Annotated in this window: 19 protein-coding genes; 11 read left to right on the forward strand and 8 right to left on the reverse strand. The window is 62.9% G+C overall.

All coding sequences use genetic code 11. From position 1 onward, the window contains the following. Nucleotides 1-30: 30 nt before the first annotated feature. From FJ974_RS19350 to FJ974_RS19360, 3 genes are all read left to right on the forward strand, one after another. Nucleotides 31-327 carry a nucleotidyltransferase family protein gene (locus FJ974_RS19350; protein ID WP_140538475.1) on the forward strand — a complete coding sequence of 99 codons (297 nt, stop codon included), beginning with the start codon at nt 31-33 and terminating at the stop codon, nt 325-327. Continuing rightward, entirely contained in the window at nt 327-608 is a 282-nt protein-coding gene (locus FJ974_RS19355; protein ID WP_319023040.1) for a DUF86 domain-containing protein, read from the forward strand. Before FJ974_RS19350 ends, FJ974_RS19355 begins: the two co-directional genes overlap by 1 nt. Nucleotides 609-789: 181 nt before the next feature. Then, nucleotides 790-1,437 carry a dihydrofolate reductase family protein gene (locus FJ974_RS19360; RefSeq protein WP_140538476.1) on the forward strand — a complete coding sequence of 216 codons (648 nt, stop codon included), beginning with the start codon at nt 790-792 and terminating at the stop codon, nt 1,435-1,437. 51 nt (nt 1,438-1,488) lie between these two features. Here FJ974_RS19360 and FJ974_RS19365 read toward each other — a convergent pair whose 3' ends face one another. Continuing rightward, a complete protein-coding gene (locus FJ974_RS19365) occupies nt 1,489-1,815 on the reverse strand; it encodes a DUF1330 domain-containing protein (protein ID WP_140538477.1) in 327 nt (108 codons plus the stop codon). Between the two features lie 178 nt (nt 1,816-1,993). On the opposite strand from FJ974_RS19365, the gene FJ974_RS19370 reads away from it, so the two are divergent. Beyond that, nucleotides 1,994-2,689 (forward strand): winged helix-turn-helix transcriptional regulator, encoded by a 696-nt coding sequence (locus FJ974_RS19370; protein ID WP_140538478.1) that lies wholly within the window; start codon nt 1,994-1,996, stop codon nt 2,687-2,689. 6 nt (nt 2,690-2,695) lie between these two features. Here FJ974_RS19370 and ppk2 read toward each other — a convergent pair whose 3' ends face one another. Further along, nucleotides 2,696-3,616, reverse strand: coding sequence for a polyphosphate kinase 2 (ppk2, locus tag FJ974_RS19375; protein ID WP_140538479.1), 921 nt, complete (start codon nt 3,614-3,616; stop codon nt 2,696-2,698). Between the two features lie 271 nt (nt 3,617-3,887). Between ppk2 and FJ974_RS19380 the strand changes: the two genes are divergently transcribed. Next, nucleotides 3,888-4,931, forward strand: a complete 1,044-nt coding sequence (locus FJ974_RS19380) for an aldo/keto reductase (RefSeq protein WP_140538514.1) — start codon at nt 3,888-3,890, stop codon at nt 4,929-4,931. A 94-nt stretch (nt 4,932-5,025) separates the two neighbouring features. Here the strand turns inward: FJ974_RS19380 and FJ974_RS19385 are convergent, their stop codons facing one another. Further along, nucleotides 5,026-5,454, reverse strand: a complete 429-nt coding sequence (locus FJ974_RS19385) for a hypothetical protein (RefSeq protein WP_181177302.1) — start codon at nt 5,452-5,454, stop codon at nt 5,026-5,028. A 197-nt stretch (nt 5,455-5,651) separates the two neighbouring features. On the opposite strand from FJ974_RS19385, the gene FJ974_RS19390 reads away from it, so the two are divergent. Then, nucleotides 5,652-5,804: a hypothetical protein gene (locus FJ974_RS19390; RefSeq protein ID WP_140538480.1), complete on the forward strand. Its 153-nt coding sequence runs from the start codon at nt 5,652-5,654 to the stop codon at nt 5,802-5,804. 179 nt (nt 5,805-5,983) lie between these two features. Here FJ974_RS19390 and FJ974_RS19395 read toward each other — a convergent pair whose 3' ends face one another. Beyond that, entirely contained in the window at nt 5,984-6,217 is a 234-nt protein-coding gene (locus tag FJ974_RS19395; RefSeq protein WP_264296759.1) for a DUF982 domain-containing protein, read from the reverse strand. Between the two features lie 87 nt (nt 6,218-6,304). Further along, nucleotides 6,305-6,970, reverse strand: coding sequence for a GntR family transcriptional regulator (locus FJ974_RS19400; protein WP_140538482.1), 666 nt, complete (start codon nt 6,968-6,970; stop codon nt 6,305-6,307). Between the two features lie 120 nt (nt 6,971-7,090). Between FJ974_RS19400 and FJ974_RS19405 the strand changes: the two genes are divergently transcribed. Together FJ974_RS19405 and FJ974_RS19410 are read left to right on the forward strand one after the other, a co-directional pair. Beyond that, nucleotides 7,091-8,344 carry a multidrug efflux MFS transporter gene (locus tag FJ974_RS19405; protein ID WP_140538483.1) on the forward strand — a complete coding sequence of 418 codons (1,254 nt, stop codon included), beginning with the start codon at nt 7,091-7,093 and terminating at the stop codon, nt 8,342-8,344. Between the two features lie 36 nt (nt 8,345-8,380). Next, nucleotides 8,381-8,755 (forward strand): DUF423 domain-containing protein, encoded by a 375-nt coding sequence (locus FJ974_RS19410; RefSeq protein WP_140538484.1) that lies wholly within the window; start codon nt 8,381-8,383, stop codon nt 8,753-8,755. Nucleotides 8,756-8,798: 43 nt separating this feature from the next. Here the strand turns inward: FJ974_RS19410 and FJ974_RS19415 are convergent, their stop codons facing one another. Both FJ974_RS19415 and FJ974_RS19420 read right to left on the reverse strand, forming a co-directional pair. Then, complete coding sequence (locus FJ974_RS19415) at nt 8,799-8,936, reverse strand: hypothetical protein (RefSeq protein WP_181177303.1); 138 nt, start codon at nt 8,934-8,936, stop codon at nt 8,799-8,801. A gap of 61 nt (nt 8,937-8,997) precedes the next feature. Then, nucleotides 8,998-9,141, reverse strand: coding sequence for a hypothetical protein (locus FJ974_RS19420; RefSeq protein ID WP_181177304.1), 144 nt, complete (start codon nt 9,139-9,141; stop codon nt 8,998-9,000). A 167-nt stretch (nt 9,142-9,308) separates the two neighbouring features. Here FJ974_RS19420 and FJ974_RS19425 point away from each other — a divergent pair, with 167 nt between their 5' ends. Next, nucleotides 9,309-10,388 carry a LacI family DNA-binding transcriptional regulator gene (locus FJ974_RS19425; protein ID WP_140538485.1) on the forward strand — a complete coding sequence of 360 codons (1,080 nt, stop codon included), beginning with the start codon at nt 9,309-9,311 and terminating at the stop codon, nt 10,386-10,388. 3 nt (nt 10,389-10,391) lie between these two features. Here the strand turns inward: FJ974_RS19425 and FJ974_RS19430 are convergent, their stop codons facing one another. Beyond that, entirely contained in the window at nt 10,392-11,564 is a 1,173-nt protein-coding gene (locus tag FJ974_RS19430; RefSeq protein ID WP_140538486.1) for an OpgC family protein, read from the reverse strand. Between the two features lie 188 nt (nt 11,565-11,752). Here FJ974_RS19430 and FJ974_RS19435 point away from each other — a divergent pair, with 188 nt between their 5' ends. Together FJ974_RS19435 and FJ974_RS19440 are read left to right on the forward strand one after the other, a co-directional pair. Then, nucleotides 11,753-12,433 (forward strand): alpha/beta hydrolase, encoded by a 681-nt coding sequence (locus FJ974_RS19435; RefSeq protein WP_140538487.1) that lies wholly within the window; start codon nt 11,753-11,755, stop codon nt 12,431-12,433. Between the two features lie 121 nt (nt 12,434-12,554). Further along, entirely contained in the window at nt 12,555-13,634 is a 1,080-nt protein-coding gene (locus FJ974_RS19440; RefSeq protein ID WP_140538488.1) for a toxic anion resistance protein, read from the forward strand. The last annotated feature ends 3 nt before the right edge of the window (nt 13,635-13,637 follow it).

A 13,637-nucleotide genomic window follows, 5' to 3' on the forward strand; every position in this document is an offset into this window, starting at 1 on the left:
AATTCTGACGGGATCCGTTAGAATAGAACCATGAGCAGGAATGAAGTGATCGAACGGTTGCGGAAGAACGCAGATGCTATCAGAGGCATGGGCGCGACTTCGCTTTATCTGTTTGGGTCGGCTGCGCGCGGCGATGCACGTTCAGACAGCGATCTTGATCTATTCATAGACTATGATCCGGTGCGGCGCTTTTCTCTGATCGACCTCGTCGGCATCAAACAATTTCTCGAAGAGAAGATGTCGGCGGAAATCGACATCACCACACGAGACAGCCTCCATCCGATGTTGAAGGCCGATATCGAACGATCCGCCGTGCGCATATTCTGATGGCACCCCGCCGGGTCAAGCCGATTCTGGCCGAGATCCTCGCCGCCCTGGATGGCATCGCTGCCGCTACCGCCCGCAAGACATTGGAAGACTTTCGCACCGATTGGCTGCTTCGCCATGGCGTCGAGCGCGGCATCGAGATCATTTCCGAAGCCGCCCGGCACATTCCAGACGATCTGACCGGCCTTGCTCCAGAGATTCCCTGGAAACAGATTCGTGGGATAAGGCGACATCCTGCGTCACAAGACCTCCGACGTGATTGTCTGGGCCGTGGTGGTTGACAGTTTGCCGCCATTGCGTCTTGCCGTTGAGCGCATGCTCGATGCAACTGAGCGCCAGTTGCGCAAGTAACCGGTTTTTTCCGCGCCGCCTCGACCGTGTTCCAAAATACCGCTTGCAATACGCAATCAGTCGAGTTACCCATTAACCACTTGCAAATTACAACTGGTTTAGGAGGCAATCGTGTCCAAGCTGCGTGTCAATGCTTTCACCCTGTCGCTCGACGGTTTCGGCGCCGGGCCCCATCAGAGTCTCAACACACCCCTGGGCGTCGGTGGCGAAAATCTGCACAAATGGATGATCAAGACCCGCTCGTTCCATCAGATGATCGGCAAGGATGGCGGGACCACGGATACGGACGAGGCATTCGCGGCGCGCAGCTTCGAGAATGTCGGCGCCTGGATTCTCGGCCGCAACATGTTCGGGCCGATCCGCGGCGAGTGGCCGGATGACAGCTGGAAGGGCTGGTGGGGCAACAACCCGCCCTATCATGTGCCGACCTTTGTGCTGACGCATTACAAGCGCGATCCCATCGTGATGGAAGGCGGCACGACCTTTTATTTCGTCACCGACGGCATCCATTCGGCTCTCGAACAGGCGAAGGCAGCGGCCGGCGGCAAGGATGTGCGGGTTGGCGGCGGCGTTTCGACGGTCAGGCAGTATCTGCAAGAGCAGCTTATCGACGAGATGCATCTGGCGATCTCGCCGCTGCTGCTCGGCTCCGGCGAGCACCTTTTCGCCGGCCTCGACATGCTCAAGCTCGGCTATCAATGCACCGAACAGGTTGCCACGACCGATGCCACGCATGTCATCATCAAGCGCAAATCCTGAGGCCGACGGGAGATCGCCGGAACGCGGATTTGCCGCGTTCCGGCTTTTTGCTCAGCCCTTGGGCAGATAGGAAATCGTCCCGGCCAGGTCGGTGTCGTCGATCAGCTGAAAGCGGCTGTCGCTGCCGGCCTGACGCGCAGCGACGTAGGGCGCGTATTGCGGATCGGTGGTGAAGGATTCCGCCGCCTTTGCCGACGGAAATGTCATCAGGGCAATCAGGCTGGTGTCGAGCGGCTTGCCCTCGAGCGTCTTCACATTGCCGCTGCGCGCCAGATAGCGGCCGCCATGCTTGTGCACCAGATCGTGCACCGAGGCCGCGTAAGCCGGCACCCATTTGTCGTCCTTCACCTTGATGTCGGCAATCACATACACAGTCACGGTCGTAAGTCTCCATTGTTGTTCGGCACCGAAAAGCCCGGTGACGTGACCGCTGCCTCCCACGACAACGCCGGACCGCTCCAGTCACCGATCTGTACCGGGCATGCCGGTACAGCTTCTGTACTGGCTGCAGGGGCGGTTAGCGCCTATGGTTCGGCTCAACGACGGGGGCCAACAGATGACGCAAGCCGGATACAAGCAGTTTTGCCCGCTCTCGATGGCAGCGGAACTCTTATGCACGCGCTGGACGATGGTGCTGCTGCGCGAGCTGGTGGCGGGATCGACGCGCTTCAACGACCTGCGCCGCGGCGTCCCCAAAATGTCGCCGACGCTGCTGTCGCAGCGGCTGAAGGAACTCGAGACCGCCGGCATCGTCGAACGGGCGGAGCTGGCGACTGAGAAGGGCATTTTCGAATACCGGCTCACCGAAGCCGGCAAGGATTTGCGCCCGGTGGTCGAGGCGATGGGGTTCTGGGGTCAAAAATGGGTGGAAGCCAGGCTGTCGCTCAAGAACCTCGATCCGTCGCTCTTGATGTGGGACATGCGCCGCAACCTGAACCCCAGTCCGCTGCCCGATGGACGCACGGTGATACAGTTTTTGTATCACGACCTGCCGGCGTCGAAACGATCGTGGTGGCTGATCGTCGAAAAGCACGGCGAGGTCGACCTTTGCTGGTACGATCCGGGATTCGAGGTCGATCTCTATGTCTCGACCGACCTGTGCACCATGACGTCGATCTGGATGGGGCTGACGACGGTCCACAAGGAGCGCGACAAAGTGGCGCTGACGGGAGACCTCGACATCGCAGCCAAGATGCAGACGTGGCTCGGCCTCAGCCCGTTCGCGGTCATGCCGAAACGGGCTGCCGCATAATCGGCGTCAGTATTTCGCCGGCACGTAGAGCTCGCGCGGCAGCACCTGGCGCTCATATTCCGGATTGAAGACGCGTTCCGGCAGCGTGATCTCCTCATGCGGAACCTCCTCGTAAGGCATCTGCTGCAGCAGGTGGTCGATGCAGTTCAGCCGCGCCCGCTTCTTGTCGTTGCCTTCGACGATGAACCACGGCGCCTCCGGAATGTTGGTGCGGGCAAAAGTCTCTTCCTTGGCCTTGGTGTACTGCTCCCAGCGCACGCGCGACTGCAGGTCCATCGGCGACAGCTTCCACTGCTTCATCGGATCATGGATGCGCATAAGGAAGCGCATCTGCTGCTCCTCGTCGGTGATCGAGAACCAGTATTTCACCAGCGTGACGCCGGAGCGCACCAGCATGCGCTCGAATTCCGGCACGTCATGGAAGAACTCTTCCACCTGATCCGGGGTGGCGAAACCCATCACCCTCTCGACGCCGGAGCGGTTGTACCAGGAGCGGTCGAACAGCACGATCTCGCCGCCGGCCGGCAGATGCGGCACATAGCGCTGGAAATACCATTGCGACTTCTCGCGCTCTGTCGGCGCCGGCAGCGCCACGACGCGGCAGATACGCGGGTTGAGGCGCTGGGTGATGCGCTTGATGACGCCGCCCTTGCCGGCGGAGTCGCGGCCCTCGAAGATCACCACCAGCTTCTTCTTGTGATAGGCGACCCAGGACTGCAGCTTGATCAGTTCCGATTGCAGCCTCAGCAGGTCGCGGAAATATTGCATGCGCTCGATCGAAGGCGGATGCGACTGCTTGTAGATCTTGGCGATCTCCAGCGACAGCGCCGGCTCCGACAGCTCCAGCTCATAGTCCTCGTCGAGCGTGTCGGCGAGTTCCGCTTCCAGCCAGTCCTTGGCCCCGGAATTCGGTTTGGTCTCGTTCATCTCTGATGCTCCGCGTGCCAGCCTGCCTCTGTCGGGAGGACGGTGCGCCGCGGCGACGGGCACCCGTCCTGAGCCGACTTCAATATAGACCGGCGGTGACGGTTTTATTGCAGGAAATCGCTGCCGGCATCGCTGCCGCCCGGCCATGCGATGTGATTGGGCCACGGTTCCGCGGGGGGCGACAAGACGCGGCAATTGTCCTACAAATACTTGTCTCATTCCGACCCCGCCGATGGCGGCGCGTCCCTTCAACGAAATCGCGAGGACCGACATGGAATACCGCACGCTTGGCCGTTCCGGCCTGAAGGTTTCGACACTGACGCTCTGCACCATGACGTTCGGCGGGGCGGGCCCGTTCGCGGCCGTCGGCAATTCCGATCTCTCGGAAGCCAGGCGCATCATCGATACCTGCATCGATGCCGGCATCAACCTCATCGACACCGCCAATGTCTATTCGAACGGCCTGTCGGAAGAGATCATCGGCGAGGCGCTCGGCGGCAAGCGCAAGAACGACGTGCTGATCGCCTCGAAGGCGCGCATGCGGATCGGTACCGGACCCAATGACGAAGGCCTGTCGCGCCATCATCTGATCCGCGAATGCGAGATGAGCCTGAGGCGGCTGAAGACCGACGTCATCGACATCTATTTCCTGCATGAATGGGATGGCCTCACGCCGCTCGAGGAGACGATCGCGGCTCTCGACACTTTGGTCGGCCAGGGCAAGGTGCGCTATGTCGGCTGCTCCAACTATTCCGGCTGGCAGGTGATGAAGGCGCTGGCGATCAGCGACAGCCGCCATCAGCCGCGCTTCGTCACCCAGCAGATCCACTACACGCTGGAGGCGCGCGAGGCCGAATACGAATTGCTGCCGATCTCGGTCGACCAGGGCCTCGGCGTGCTGGTGTGGAGTCCGCTTGCCGGCGGGCTGCTCTCGGGAAAATACCGCCGCGACAGCCCGACCGCGCGCCAGCTCGCCGGCTGGTCGGAACCGCCGATCCGCGACGAGGACCGGCTGTGGCGGATCGTCGATCAACTGGTCGAGATCGGCAGCGCACGGGGTGTGTCCGCAGCGCAGGTGGCATTGGCCTGGCTGCTCGGCCGCCCTGCCGTCAGTTCGCTGGTGATCGGCGCCCGCAACGAAGCCCAGCTCAAGGACAATCTTGCCGCGGCTGCCCTGGCGCTGACCACCGAGGAGCGACAGCAACTTGACGCCGTCAGCCGGCCGCCGGTGCTCTATCCCTACTGGCACCAGCAATTCACGGCCAGGGACCGCTTCGGCCGGGCCGATCTGGTGCTCGACCGCAGCGACATCTGAGAGCCCGCGATAAAACGCCAGATTTCGGGGTCTGGTTTAATCTGGCCGCTGAGCGCGAAATATTTGTAGAGGACGAGCAGCGTCGGCGAAGCGCTCACGGTCGGCCGGCATGTTGAAATGCCGGAATTTGTCGAGCTTCATCAGCACGGCGTTCGCGTTGTCGGCGCGAATTGGCCGGTCCTTGACGATCGAGGGAACGTCCGGGCACCCCCGTGACGTCGCCGAATTCGAGGTCGACAAGCAGGCCGGGATCGAAGTAGCGGGCGAATTCCTTGAGATCGTAATAATACATGCTGGGCGAAAACGGCAGCCGGTTGACGGGTACCGCGGCCGGACTCGGGACGAACGGTTCCTCCAGCTTGTTGTAGTAATTCACCCGGTCGCGGACCGATTTATCGGACAGCCGCGCCTGCTGCAGCCGGCTGGTCAGCCGACTGCGGAAAAAGGCCTGAGGAGCAGCGTCGCGCGCGAAATTGCGCGCATAGTAGAACGCCTTTGCGGCGGTGCGTGAAATCGTGGCCATGCGTTAATTGATTCAGAAACCCAATCAACGGTTCTTTGAACCGTACCCCGGCGCTCCCTACACCATTGTGCCAGCCAACTTGCAAGCCTGGATCGCGCGGGCCGATCGATCCCATGCACGCCGATCGCGTCGCGATGCTTGTTGTGTTTGCCGTCCAATGCACCTAGGCAGGGCCAAGCACAATGAAAGGAAGCGATATGGCGCGAGCACCGAACTACGATCAGGAACGTAAGGAGCGCGATCGGCTGAAGGCGGCGAAGAAGGCCGAGAAGCTGGCGGCCAAGGTCGCAGCCAGGGAGCGTTCGAAACCCGAAGACAAGACCAACGCCGAAGGGGAAACGGCCAAGTAGCCCGGCCGCCTGCCGGCGATCGGCCGGCCCCGAAATAGCGCTGCCAGAACGGTTCGGTGAGACCCTATCCGGGACCGAACCGTGCTAAAGCACGTCGCGTGAAAAAGATTCACGCAACATGCTTTAGGTCTTTGTTGTTAAGCAGTCTTTGTCCCGAAACCGCTGCACACTTTCGGGCTTTAGGCAGGCGCCTTGTCGCTGACGAAGACGTTCCCTTCACGAGCAGCGGCGATGAAGGCGCGCCTGGCAATCATCGCCGGCTTGTCGCCGGCGAGAGCATCGTGGCAGGCCTGCAACGCTTCGCGATGCCTAGGACCGCGCTTGCCGGGCCAGCTGTTGAGCAGATAATCCGACGCCTCGCGAGCCGTACGCAAAAGCTGGTTGGCCCCGCCCGTGGCCGACTTCACGGTCACGGGTACTTCAAACCGATTGTTTTCCATCGCCGCTCTTACGCCATCGGCGCCGGCGAAGCGAGGCCCTAAAACCGCCTTCGCTCACAATCAGGCGGCGACGACCGCAAAGCCCCTGGCGCGCAAGCCGCGACGGTCATCGCGCAGCGAAGCGACCAGCCGGTCGCGGCTGCCGGCGATATGGGCCGAGAGCAATCGCGCAGCGCCGTCGGCGTCGCCGGCCCTGACGGCTGCCAGGATGGCGTGATGCTCGGCCCAGGCGCGGCCAAGCGCCCGCTCGTCGCGCACTTCCAGCCAGCGGGCGCGCGACAGCCTGGTCATCGCATCGCGCACGGCTCTCAGCAGAAACTCGTTGCCCGACAATCTGGCCAGCTCGATGTGGAAATCCATGCCGACGCGATGCCATTCCTCGCGCGGCGTGTCGGCGTCGCAGGAGTCGAGCATCGCCGCAATCACCTCGACGGCGCTGCGGTCCTCGAGCGCCGCGGTCAGCCGGACCGCCGCGACCTCGACCGCCTCGCGGTAGACCGCGATCTGCGCCAATTCGGCAAGGTTGATCGGCGCCACCGTCCAGCCGCGGCCGTCGCGGCCGACCAATCCTTCCGTCTCCAGGCGCAGCAGCGCTGCCCTGACCGGCGTGCGCGAGGCGCCGAAGCGGCTTTCGATCCAGCGTTCGGTCAGCCGCTCGCCCGGGCCGATTTCCAGACCGAGGATCATCTCGCGAAGCTGCCTTTCGACGTTCTGCATCTGCGACATTGTCGTTCCGCTTTTCGGAGCCGCATTGACAGCGGCCGGGTTGGGGGTCCATGACGGATACCGATTTGGTATCCCAAAACGGTATCCGGAACAATCCCGGATGTCCGGGGCAGGCAGGAAATGGCTGAGAGCGGCGCGGAACAGAGCGATTACAACATCCACTGGCGGCGCAACCTCGCCGTCTGCTTCGCCGGCTCGTTCAGCATATTGATTGCCATGACGCTGCTGCTGCCTTTCCTGCCGCTCTACGTCGAACAGCTTGGCGCCGTGGGCCATGCGGCGATCGTGCAGTGGTCGGGCATCGCCTATGGCGCGACCTTCTTTGCCGCGGCGCTGGTGGCGCCGCTGTGGGGCCGGCTCGGCGACCGCTATGGCCGCAAGCTGATGCTGGTGCGCGCCAGCTTCGGCATGGCGATCTGCATGTCGCTGACCGGCATGGTCGGGTCGGTCTGGCAATTGGTGCTGCTGAGACTGCTGATCGGCTTTGCCGGAGGCTATTCCTCGGGATCGACCATCCTTGTCGCCATGCAGACGCCGAAGGATCGCTCGGGCTGGGCGCTCGGCGTGCTGTCGGCGGGCATCACGGCCGGGTCGCTGGTTGGGCCGCTGCTCGGCGGAGCCTTGCCGCCGGCAATCGGCATTCGCGCCACCTTCCTGCTCTCCGGTGGCGCCATCTTTCTTGCCTTCCTGGCGACGACCTTGCTAATCAAGGAAAACCCGCATCCGCCAGCGGCGGAAGCCGCTTCCAATCCAAGGCCGAAAAGCGGCTGGTCGCAGATCCCCGACAAGCGTCCGGTCGTCGCCATGCTGACAACCGGCATGCTGCTCGCCTTCGCCACCATGTCGATCGAGCCGATCATCACCGTCTATGTGCAGCAGTTGATCGAGAACCAGAGCCGGGTGACGATGGTTGCCGGCGTGGTGATGTCGGCGGCTGCGCTCGGCACCATCCTGTCGGCGTCATGGCTTGGCAAACTCGCCGACCGTGTCGGCCACTGGAATGTCGTGGTCGGCGCGCTGGCCGTGTCGGCATTGCTGCTTGTTCCACAAGCTTTCGTCACCGAAGGCTGGCAGTTGATCGGGCTGCGGTTCCTAATGGGCCTGGCGCTTGGCGGCCTGCTGCCCTGTATCACCAGCGTCATCCGCCACAACATCCCGGACGGTGTCGGCGGCAATGTGCTGGGCCTGGCGATCTCGGCGCAATATGTCGGACAGGTGGCGGGGCCGCTGGCCGGCGGCTTCGTCGGCGGGCATTTCGGCATGCGGGCGGTGTTTCTCGGCACCTCGGTACTGATGGCGCTGGGCGCTGCTTACAACTGGATTGTCCAGTCGCGGCGGGCGCGGCATATGCTGCTGGAAACCGGTGAGTCCTGAAAGGGCTGCCGATCACCACAAGCACGGAGCATCCGGATGAGCCTCGCCGAGCAACCGTCGAACGGCGACAGCCGAATCCTCGTGCTGGCCGGCGGGCTCGTCGGCGCGGCGGGCGTGGCACTGTCGGCGGCGGCCGCGCATCGCGGCGGCGCCTTTACCGCCACGGCAGCGAACTTCCTGCTGATGCATGCGCCGGTCTTCGTCGCCGTCGGCCTTGCTGGCGGCAACCGGTGCCTCAGAATTGCAAGCCTGGCGCTGTTCGTCGGCCTGCTGTTGTTTTGCGGCGATCTCATCGCCCGCGATTTCCTCGGATCGCGGCTGTTTCCGCTATCGGCGCCGATCGGCGGCACCTTGCTGATCGCCGGCTGGCTGGCGATCGCAGTCTCGGCGCTGTGGCGCCCCCGCCGCTAGATCGCAGCTTGGAACCGCATGGCAAAGCACGCCTGCACCGACCCTACCTGCGCTCCGGGCGCAGGTCCCGCTTGCGCGTCGCCGGCTCCGCGGCACGCCGCCGTTCCGGCCGCTCGGCCGCCGGCGAGATGCCCCAATAGTTGCGATAAATATCCTGAAACAGTTGACTGATCGGATGCATGACTGCTCTCCTGCCTGAAATTGAATCGATACAATCTATCGACCCGAAAAAGATTCGACACTCAGCCGCGCTTGCGCTCCACGATAAAGCGAAGGTCGCGTTTCCAGGGACTCGCGCTGTCGCGATGCTTCTCACTCGCGGCGCCCGTGCCGATGCTCCAATAGGCGCGGTAGAGGTCCTCGAACAGAAAGTTGACGGGATGCATGGCACCCTCCTCTCGAATTTATCCCAAGCCACCGCTTTGCTTGGATCGATTCAAACATAAACCTCATCCAGCCGGAGTCAAGCAGAAATTTGAATCGATCCAACAAAAATGATAGATGGACCAGGGATCGATCAGCGTCCATGTATTGCAGTGCTCGGAGAACAGACATGGCATCATTCGTTGAAGGCCACTCAAAACCCATCCGGCTGGCCGATATAGCCAAGGCCGCCGGCGTGTCGCATGGCACCGCCTCCAACGTCTTCAGCCGCCCGGAGATCGTGCGCGCCGAAGTGCGCGAGCGCGTCAAGGCGGTGGCGGACGCGATGGGTTATTCCGGTCCGGACCCGAAAGGCCGCCTGCTGCGCGCCGGCAAGGTCAATGCGATCGGCGTCGCCACGACCGAGCCCCTCTCCTACTTCTTCGACGATCCGTTCGCCCGCGTCATGATGGCCGGCATTTCGGAAGCCTGCGACGCCACCGGCGCGGGGATCGCGCTGGTATCGGCCGCCAACCAGGAAAAGCTTGCCTGGAACATCCAGAGCGCGCTCGTCGACGGCTTCATCCTGTTCTGCATCGAGGGCGGCTCGCGCCTTGTCGAGTTGACGCGCGAGCGCAAGCTGCCTTTCGTGGCGCTGGAGCTCGGCTTCGACGACGAGACCGTGTCGGCGATCGGCGTCGACAATGTCGCCGGCGCGCGGCTCGCGGCGCGCCATCTGGCCGAGCTCGGCCATCGCCGCTTCGCCGTGCTGTCGCTGGCCTTCGCCGACGGCCGAACCGGCTTCGCCACGCCGGAGGTGATACGCACTGCCGTCTACACAGGCACGCGCGACCGCCTCGCCGGCTATTTCGAGGAGCTTTCCCGCTTTGGCATCGATACGACGAATATCCCTGTTTACGAGACAGAGAACGAGGAAAAAAGCACCAGGGCCGGCCTCGAAGCGATCTTCGCCGGCTGCGAGCCCCCCACCGCCATCCTGGCAATGTCGGACCGTATGGCCCTGATTGCGATCGAATGGCTGACGGAGCGAGGTCTCGAGGTTCCCGGCGACGTTTCCATCGTCGGCTTCGACGGCGTGCCGGACGGCGCGCTCTGCCGTCCGCCGTTGACCACGATCGCCCAGCCGATCACCGAGATCGGCCGCCGCGCCGCGCGCATGATCCTCGACAATGACGGCGCGGTGCGGCGCGAGACGATGGGCGTCGAGCTTGTCGTCAGGTCCTCGACCGGCCCTGTCCCAAAAGCCTGAATCTCAATAGCCACCGACCCTCGCCGGCACCGGCCGAACACCAAACGAAGCGCGTCCGGGCTCGTCGCGCGCCGGCTTTGCGCGGGCCGGGCCGAGACCCGAGAGCCATTCGAGATAGAGCGCCAGCGCGAACTGCATGGCGATGCCGGCAGCGATCAGCAGACTGTCATAGGCAAAGCCGCCCGGATTGATCAGTTTCAGCACCTGCGCCACCATGGCGATCAGCGTGCCGGCGATGAACACCGGCAGCGAGCGCTTGCCGAGGATCGCCAGCGGATTGTCGGGCCTGGTGCGGAAGAAGTTCGATACGGCCGGCAGGGCAACGATCAGATAGCTGACAGAAAGGATGTGCAGCAGCCGCGGCAACGACAGGAAGGTCTTGTCGAAGCCGCCGATCACCACCGGCAGGTCGAACCACGTTATCTGGCCCCAGAGCGGACTGTGCACCCAGACCAGCGCCGTCAAGACATAGGCGCCGGCTGCACCAACCAGCCAGCGGTTGACCGGAATGGTGCCACCGCGCCTGACATGCAGCATGACGGCAAGGCCGATGTTGAACAGGAACTGCCAGGACAGCGGGTTGAGGAACCAGAGACCGGGCTCGGGATAGTTCGGCGGCGCGATCTGCCAGATCCCGGCAATCAGCCACAGAAGGCCGGATACCGTCAATGCTACAACCGGCCTGTAGCTGACGAACAGCACGAAGACCGGCGCCGCAAGCAGCAGCGCCGCATAGACCGGCAAAATGTTGTTGTAGCCGAGCTGATGGCCGAGCGTGACGATGCCGAGCAGCACTTCCGGCGGATGCTTCAGCAGCGGCTCGATGTTGATCATCTTCAACAGGTCCGGCCGGTGGATGAACGCCGCCGCGGCGCAAAACATCGCTATCACCACCATCGTGGTAACGATGTGGGCGACATAGAGCACGCCGGCGCGCCGCCACATCTTCAACGTCGACAAGAGCCTGCCGCCCGGCTTGAACTTGCTGCCATAGGCGAGCGCCACCGAGATGCCTGAGATCAGCACGAAGGCCTCGGCGGCATCGGAGAAGCCGAGATTCTTGTAGGTCAGGTTTTCGAAGACAGTGCCGGGCACATGGTCGACGAAAATGGTAAGCAAAGCGAGCGCGCGCAGTACATCGATACGCGTATCGCGTTCAGGAACAGGCATGGTCATCGACAAAAGGCCTCAAAGCTGGTCGTTGATTGGGCAATGCGACCCCCGACGCACCGCTTTGATTCCTCCCGTTGGGAGTGTATCGGCGCAGAAACGGACTCAAATACGCCTGGTTCAATCAAATTTCGAGGAGCCTGGAAATACTGCGTTTTGAAGCCGGCAAATCAACAAAACTCTCATAAAATCAAATGGATGTGAGCGTGTTCGAATATAGCGACGAAAACAGTGTTTTGCGCCAAGATCTCAGCTTTGCGTACCGTTTGCTGAAGCCGGCAAATGCGAGCGGCGAATGCTTGATCCTGCTGCACGGATCGGGCGTGGACGAGATGACGATGCTGCCGCTGGCGCAGCAAATCGCGCCGCGCGCGGTGCTGGTCTCGGCGCGTGGCCGCATCCCTCAGGAGGACGGCTTCCGCTGGTTCGAGCGGATCACGCCGACCAGGTTCGGGCAGGCGAGCATCCGCGCCGAGACGGCGGCCTTCGCCGGTTTCGCGGCCGAGGCGGCGAAGCGTCATGGGCTGGACCTCGCGGCCGCCACTTTCCTCGGCTATTCGAACGGCGCCAATCTGGTTTCCAGCCTGATGCTGCTCCACCCGGGCCTCGTGCGCAGCGCGGCGCTGCTCAGGGCAATGCCGGTGCTCGACGATACGCCCGCGACCGATCTCGGCGGAACGCGAGTGCTGATCATCGCCGGCGCCGCCGACCAGATTTACGGGCCCTTGGCGCCGGCCCTGGTGACGCTGCTCAGCCAGCGCGGCGCCGAAATCGATGCGCGCATCGTCGCCTCCGGCCATGAGTTCGGCGATGCCGATGCCGCGATCGTGCGGCAATGGCGCCTGCCGCCCGAGGGATCGGCAACAGTCGCATAACGGTCAAAAAAGTAACGTATTTCACAGCGGTAGCCGCCGATCCCTTTCATTGTCCACAGCGGCGACATATCTCTGTCACAAACCGTCTATCGAGATACTGTTCACTGAGGGGGAGGTCTGCATGGCCGGCGAGAACAGCATCACTTTGCTCGACGACACTTCGCAATTGCCGGTTATCGCGGCCAGTCCGGGCGAGGTCGCCAAGATCGAGGGCGGCATCGACATCCGCGATCGCGCGGCTATTTCGGTTTTCGGCGACCGCGCCCAGCAGTCCGTCAGCGACTATGCCGACAAGATCCTGTCGCAGATCCGCAACCGCGATCTCGGCGACACCGGTCAGCTTCTCACCGACATCATCATGAAGGCCAAGAACCTCGATCCCGCTTCGCTGAAGCAGGAAGGTTTTTTGAGCAACCTGTTCTCTTCGTTCAAGGCGCGGCTCGAACGTTTCAAGGAAAAATACGAGGATGTGGCCGGGCAGATCGACCGCATCGGCCTGGAGCTCGACCGCCACAAGGACACGCTGCGGCGCGATATCGCCGTGCTCGACGACCTGCATGAGCAGACCAAGGACTCGATCCTCAACCTTGACGCCTATGTCCAGGCCGGCAAGAAATTCGTCGACGACTACCGCGCCCATGAACTGCCCAAGCTGAAGGCGGCGGCCTTGGCCAAGAGCGCCGACGCCGCCGGCTCGCTGGAGGCGCAGACGTACCAGGACGCCGTGCAGGCGCTCGACCGGCTGGAAAAGCGCATCTTCTACCTGGTGCAGGCGCGCCAGCTTGGCATCCAGCAGCTGCCGCAAATCCGCATCGTGCAGTCCGGCGACGAGACGCTGATCGAGAACCTGCAGGCGACGTCGGCGCTGACCGTGCCGGCCTGGAAGCAGAAGATGGTCATCCTGCTTGGCCTCACCAACCAGAAGTCGGCGCTCGAACTGCAAAAGACGGTGACGGACGCCACCAACGAGATGATCCGCCAGACCTCGAAGATGATGAAGGACCAGGCGATCTCCATCGAGGAGCAGGCGCAGCGCGGCATCGTCGATGTCGAGACGCTGGCGCAGGCCAATCGCGATCTCATCGACACCGTCCAGGGCGTGCTCAAGGTGCAGGAGCAAGGCCGCCAGAAGCGAGCCGACGCCGAGAAGCAGATGGACCAGATGACCGCCGATCTCAAGAAGGCGCTCACCCAGGGCTGACGG

The organism is Mesorhizobium sp. B1-1-8, from assembly GCF_006442795.2.
Classification (GTDB): domain Bacteria; phylum Pseudomonadota; class Alphaproteobacteria; order Rhizobiales; family Rhizobiaceae; genus Mesorhizobium.

Bases quoted from the DNA above. Each gene is read 5' to 3' on its own strand.
- FJ974_RS19350 (WP_140538475.1), top strand. From the start codon at position 31: ATGAGCAGGAATGAAGTGATCGAACGGTTGCGGAAGAACGCAGATGCT.
- FJ974_RS19355 (WP_319023040.1), top strand. From the start codon at position 327: ATGGCACCCCGCCGGGTCAAGCCGATTCTGGCCGAGATCCTCGCCGCC.
- FJ974_RS19370 (WP_140538478.1), top strand. From the start codon at position 1,994: ATGACGCAAGCCGGATACAAGCAGTTTTGCCCGCTCTCGATGGCAGCG.
- ppk2 (WP_140538479.1), bottom strand. From the start codon at position 3,616: ATGAACGAGACCAAACCGAATTCCGGGGCCAAGGACTGGCTGGAAGCG.
- FJ974_RS19380 (WP_140538514.1), top strand. From the start codon at position 3,888: ATGGAATACCGCACGCTTGGCCGTTCCGGCCTGAAGGTTTCGACACTG.
- FJ974_RS19385 (WP_181177302.1), bottom strand. From the start codon at position 5,454: ATGGCCACGATTTCACGCACCGCCGCAAAGGCGTTCTACTATGCGCGC.
- FJ974_RS19390 (WP_140538480.1), top strand. From the start codon at position 5,652: ATGGCGCGAGCACCGAACTACGATCAGGAACGTAAGGAGCGCGATCGG.
- FJ974_RS19400 (WP_140538482.1), bottom strand. From the start codon at position 6,970: ATGTCGCAGATGCAGAACGTCGAAAGGCAGCTTCGCGAGATGATCCTC.
- FJ974_RS19405 (WP_140538483.1), top strand. From the start codon at position 7,091: ATGGCTGAGAGCGGCGCGGAACAGAGCGATTACAACATCCACTGGCGG.
- FJ974_RS19410 (WP_140538484.1), top strand. From the start codon at position 8,381: ATGAGCCTCGCCGAGCAACCGTCGAACGGCGACAGCCGAATCCTCGTG.
- FJ974_RS19415 (WP_181177303.1), bottom strand. From the start codon at position 8,936: ATGCATCCGATCAGTCAACTGTTTCAGGATATTTATCGCAACTATTGG.
- FJ974_RS19420 (WP_181177304.1), bottom strand. From the start codon at position 9,141: ATGCATCCCGTCAACTTTCTGTTCGAGGACCTCTACCGCGCCTATTGG.
- FJ974_RS19425 (WP_140538485.1), top strand. From the start codon at position 9,309: ATGGCATCATTCGTTGAAGGCCACTCAAAACCCATCCGGCTGGCCGAT.
- FJ974_RS19430 (WP_140538486.1), bottom strand. From the start codon at position 11,564: ATGACCATGCCTGTTCCTGAACGCGATACGCGTATCGATGTACTGCGC.
- FJ974_RS19435 (WP_140538487.1), top strand. From the start codon at position 11,753: ATGGATGTGAGCGTGTTCGAATATAGCGACGAAAACAGTGTTTTGCGC.
- FJ974_RS19440 (WP_140538488.1), top strand. From the start codon at position 12,555: ATGGCCGGCGAGAACAGCATCACTTTGCTCGACGACACTTCGCAATTG.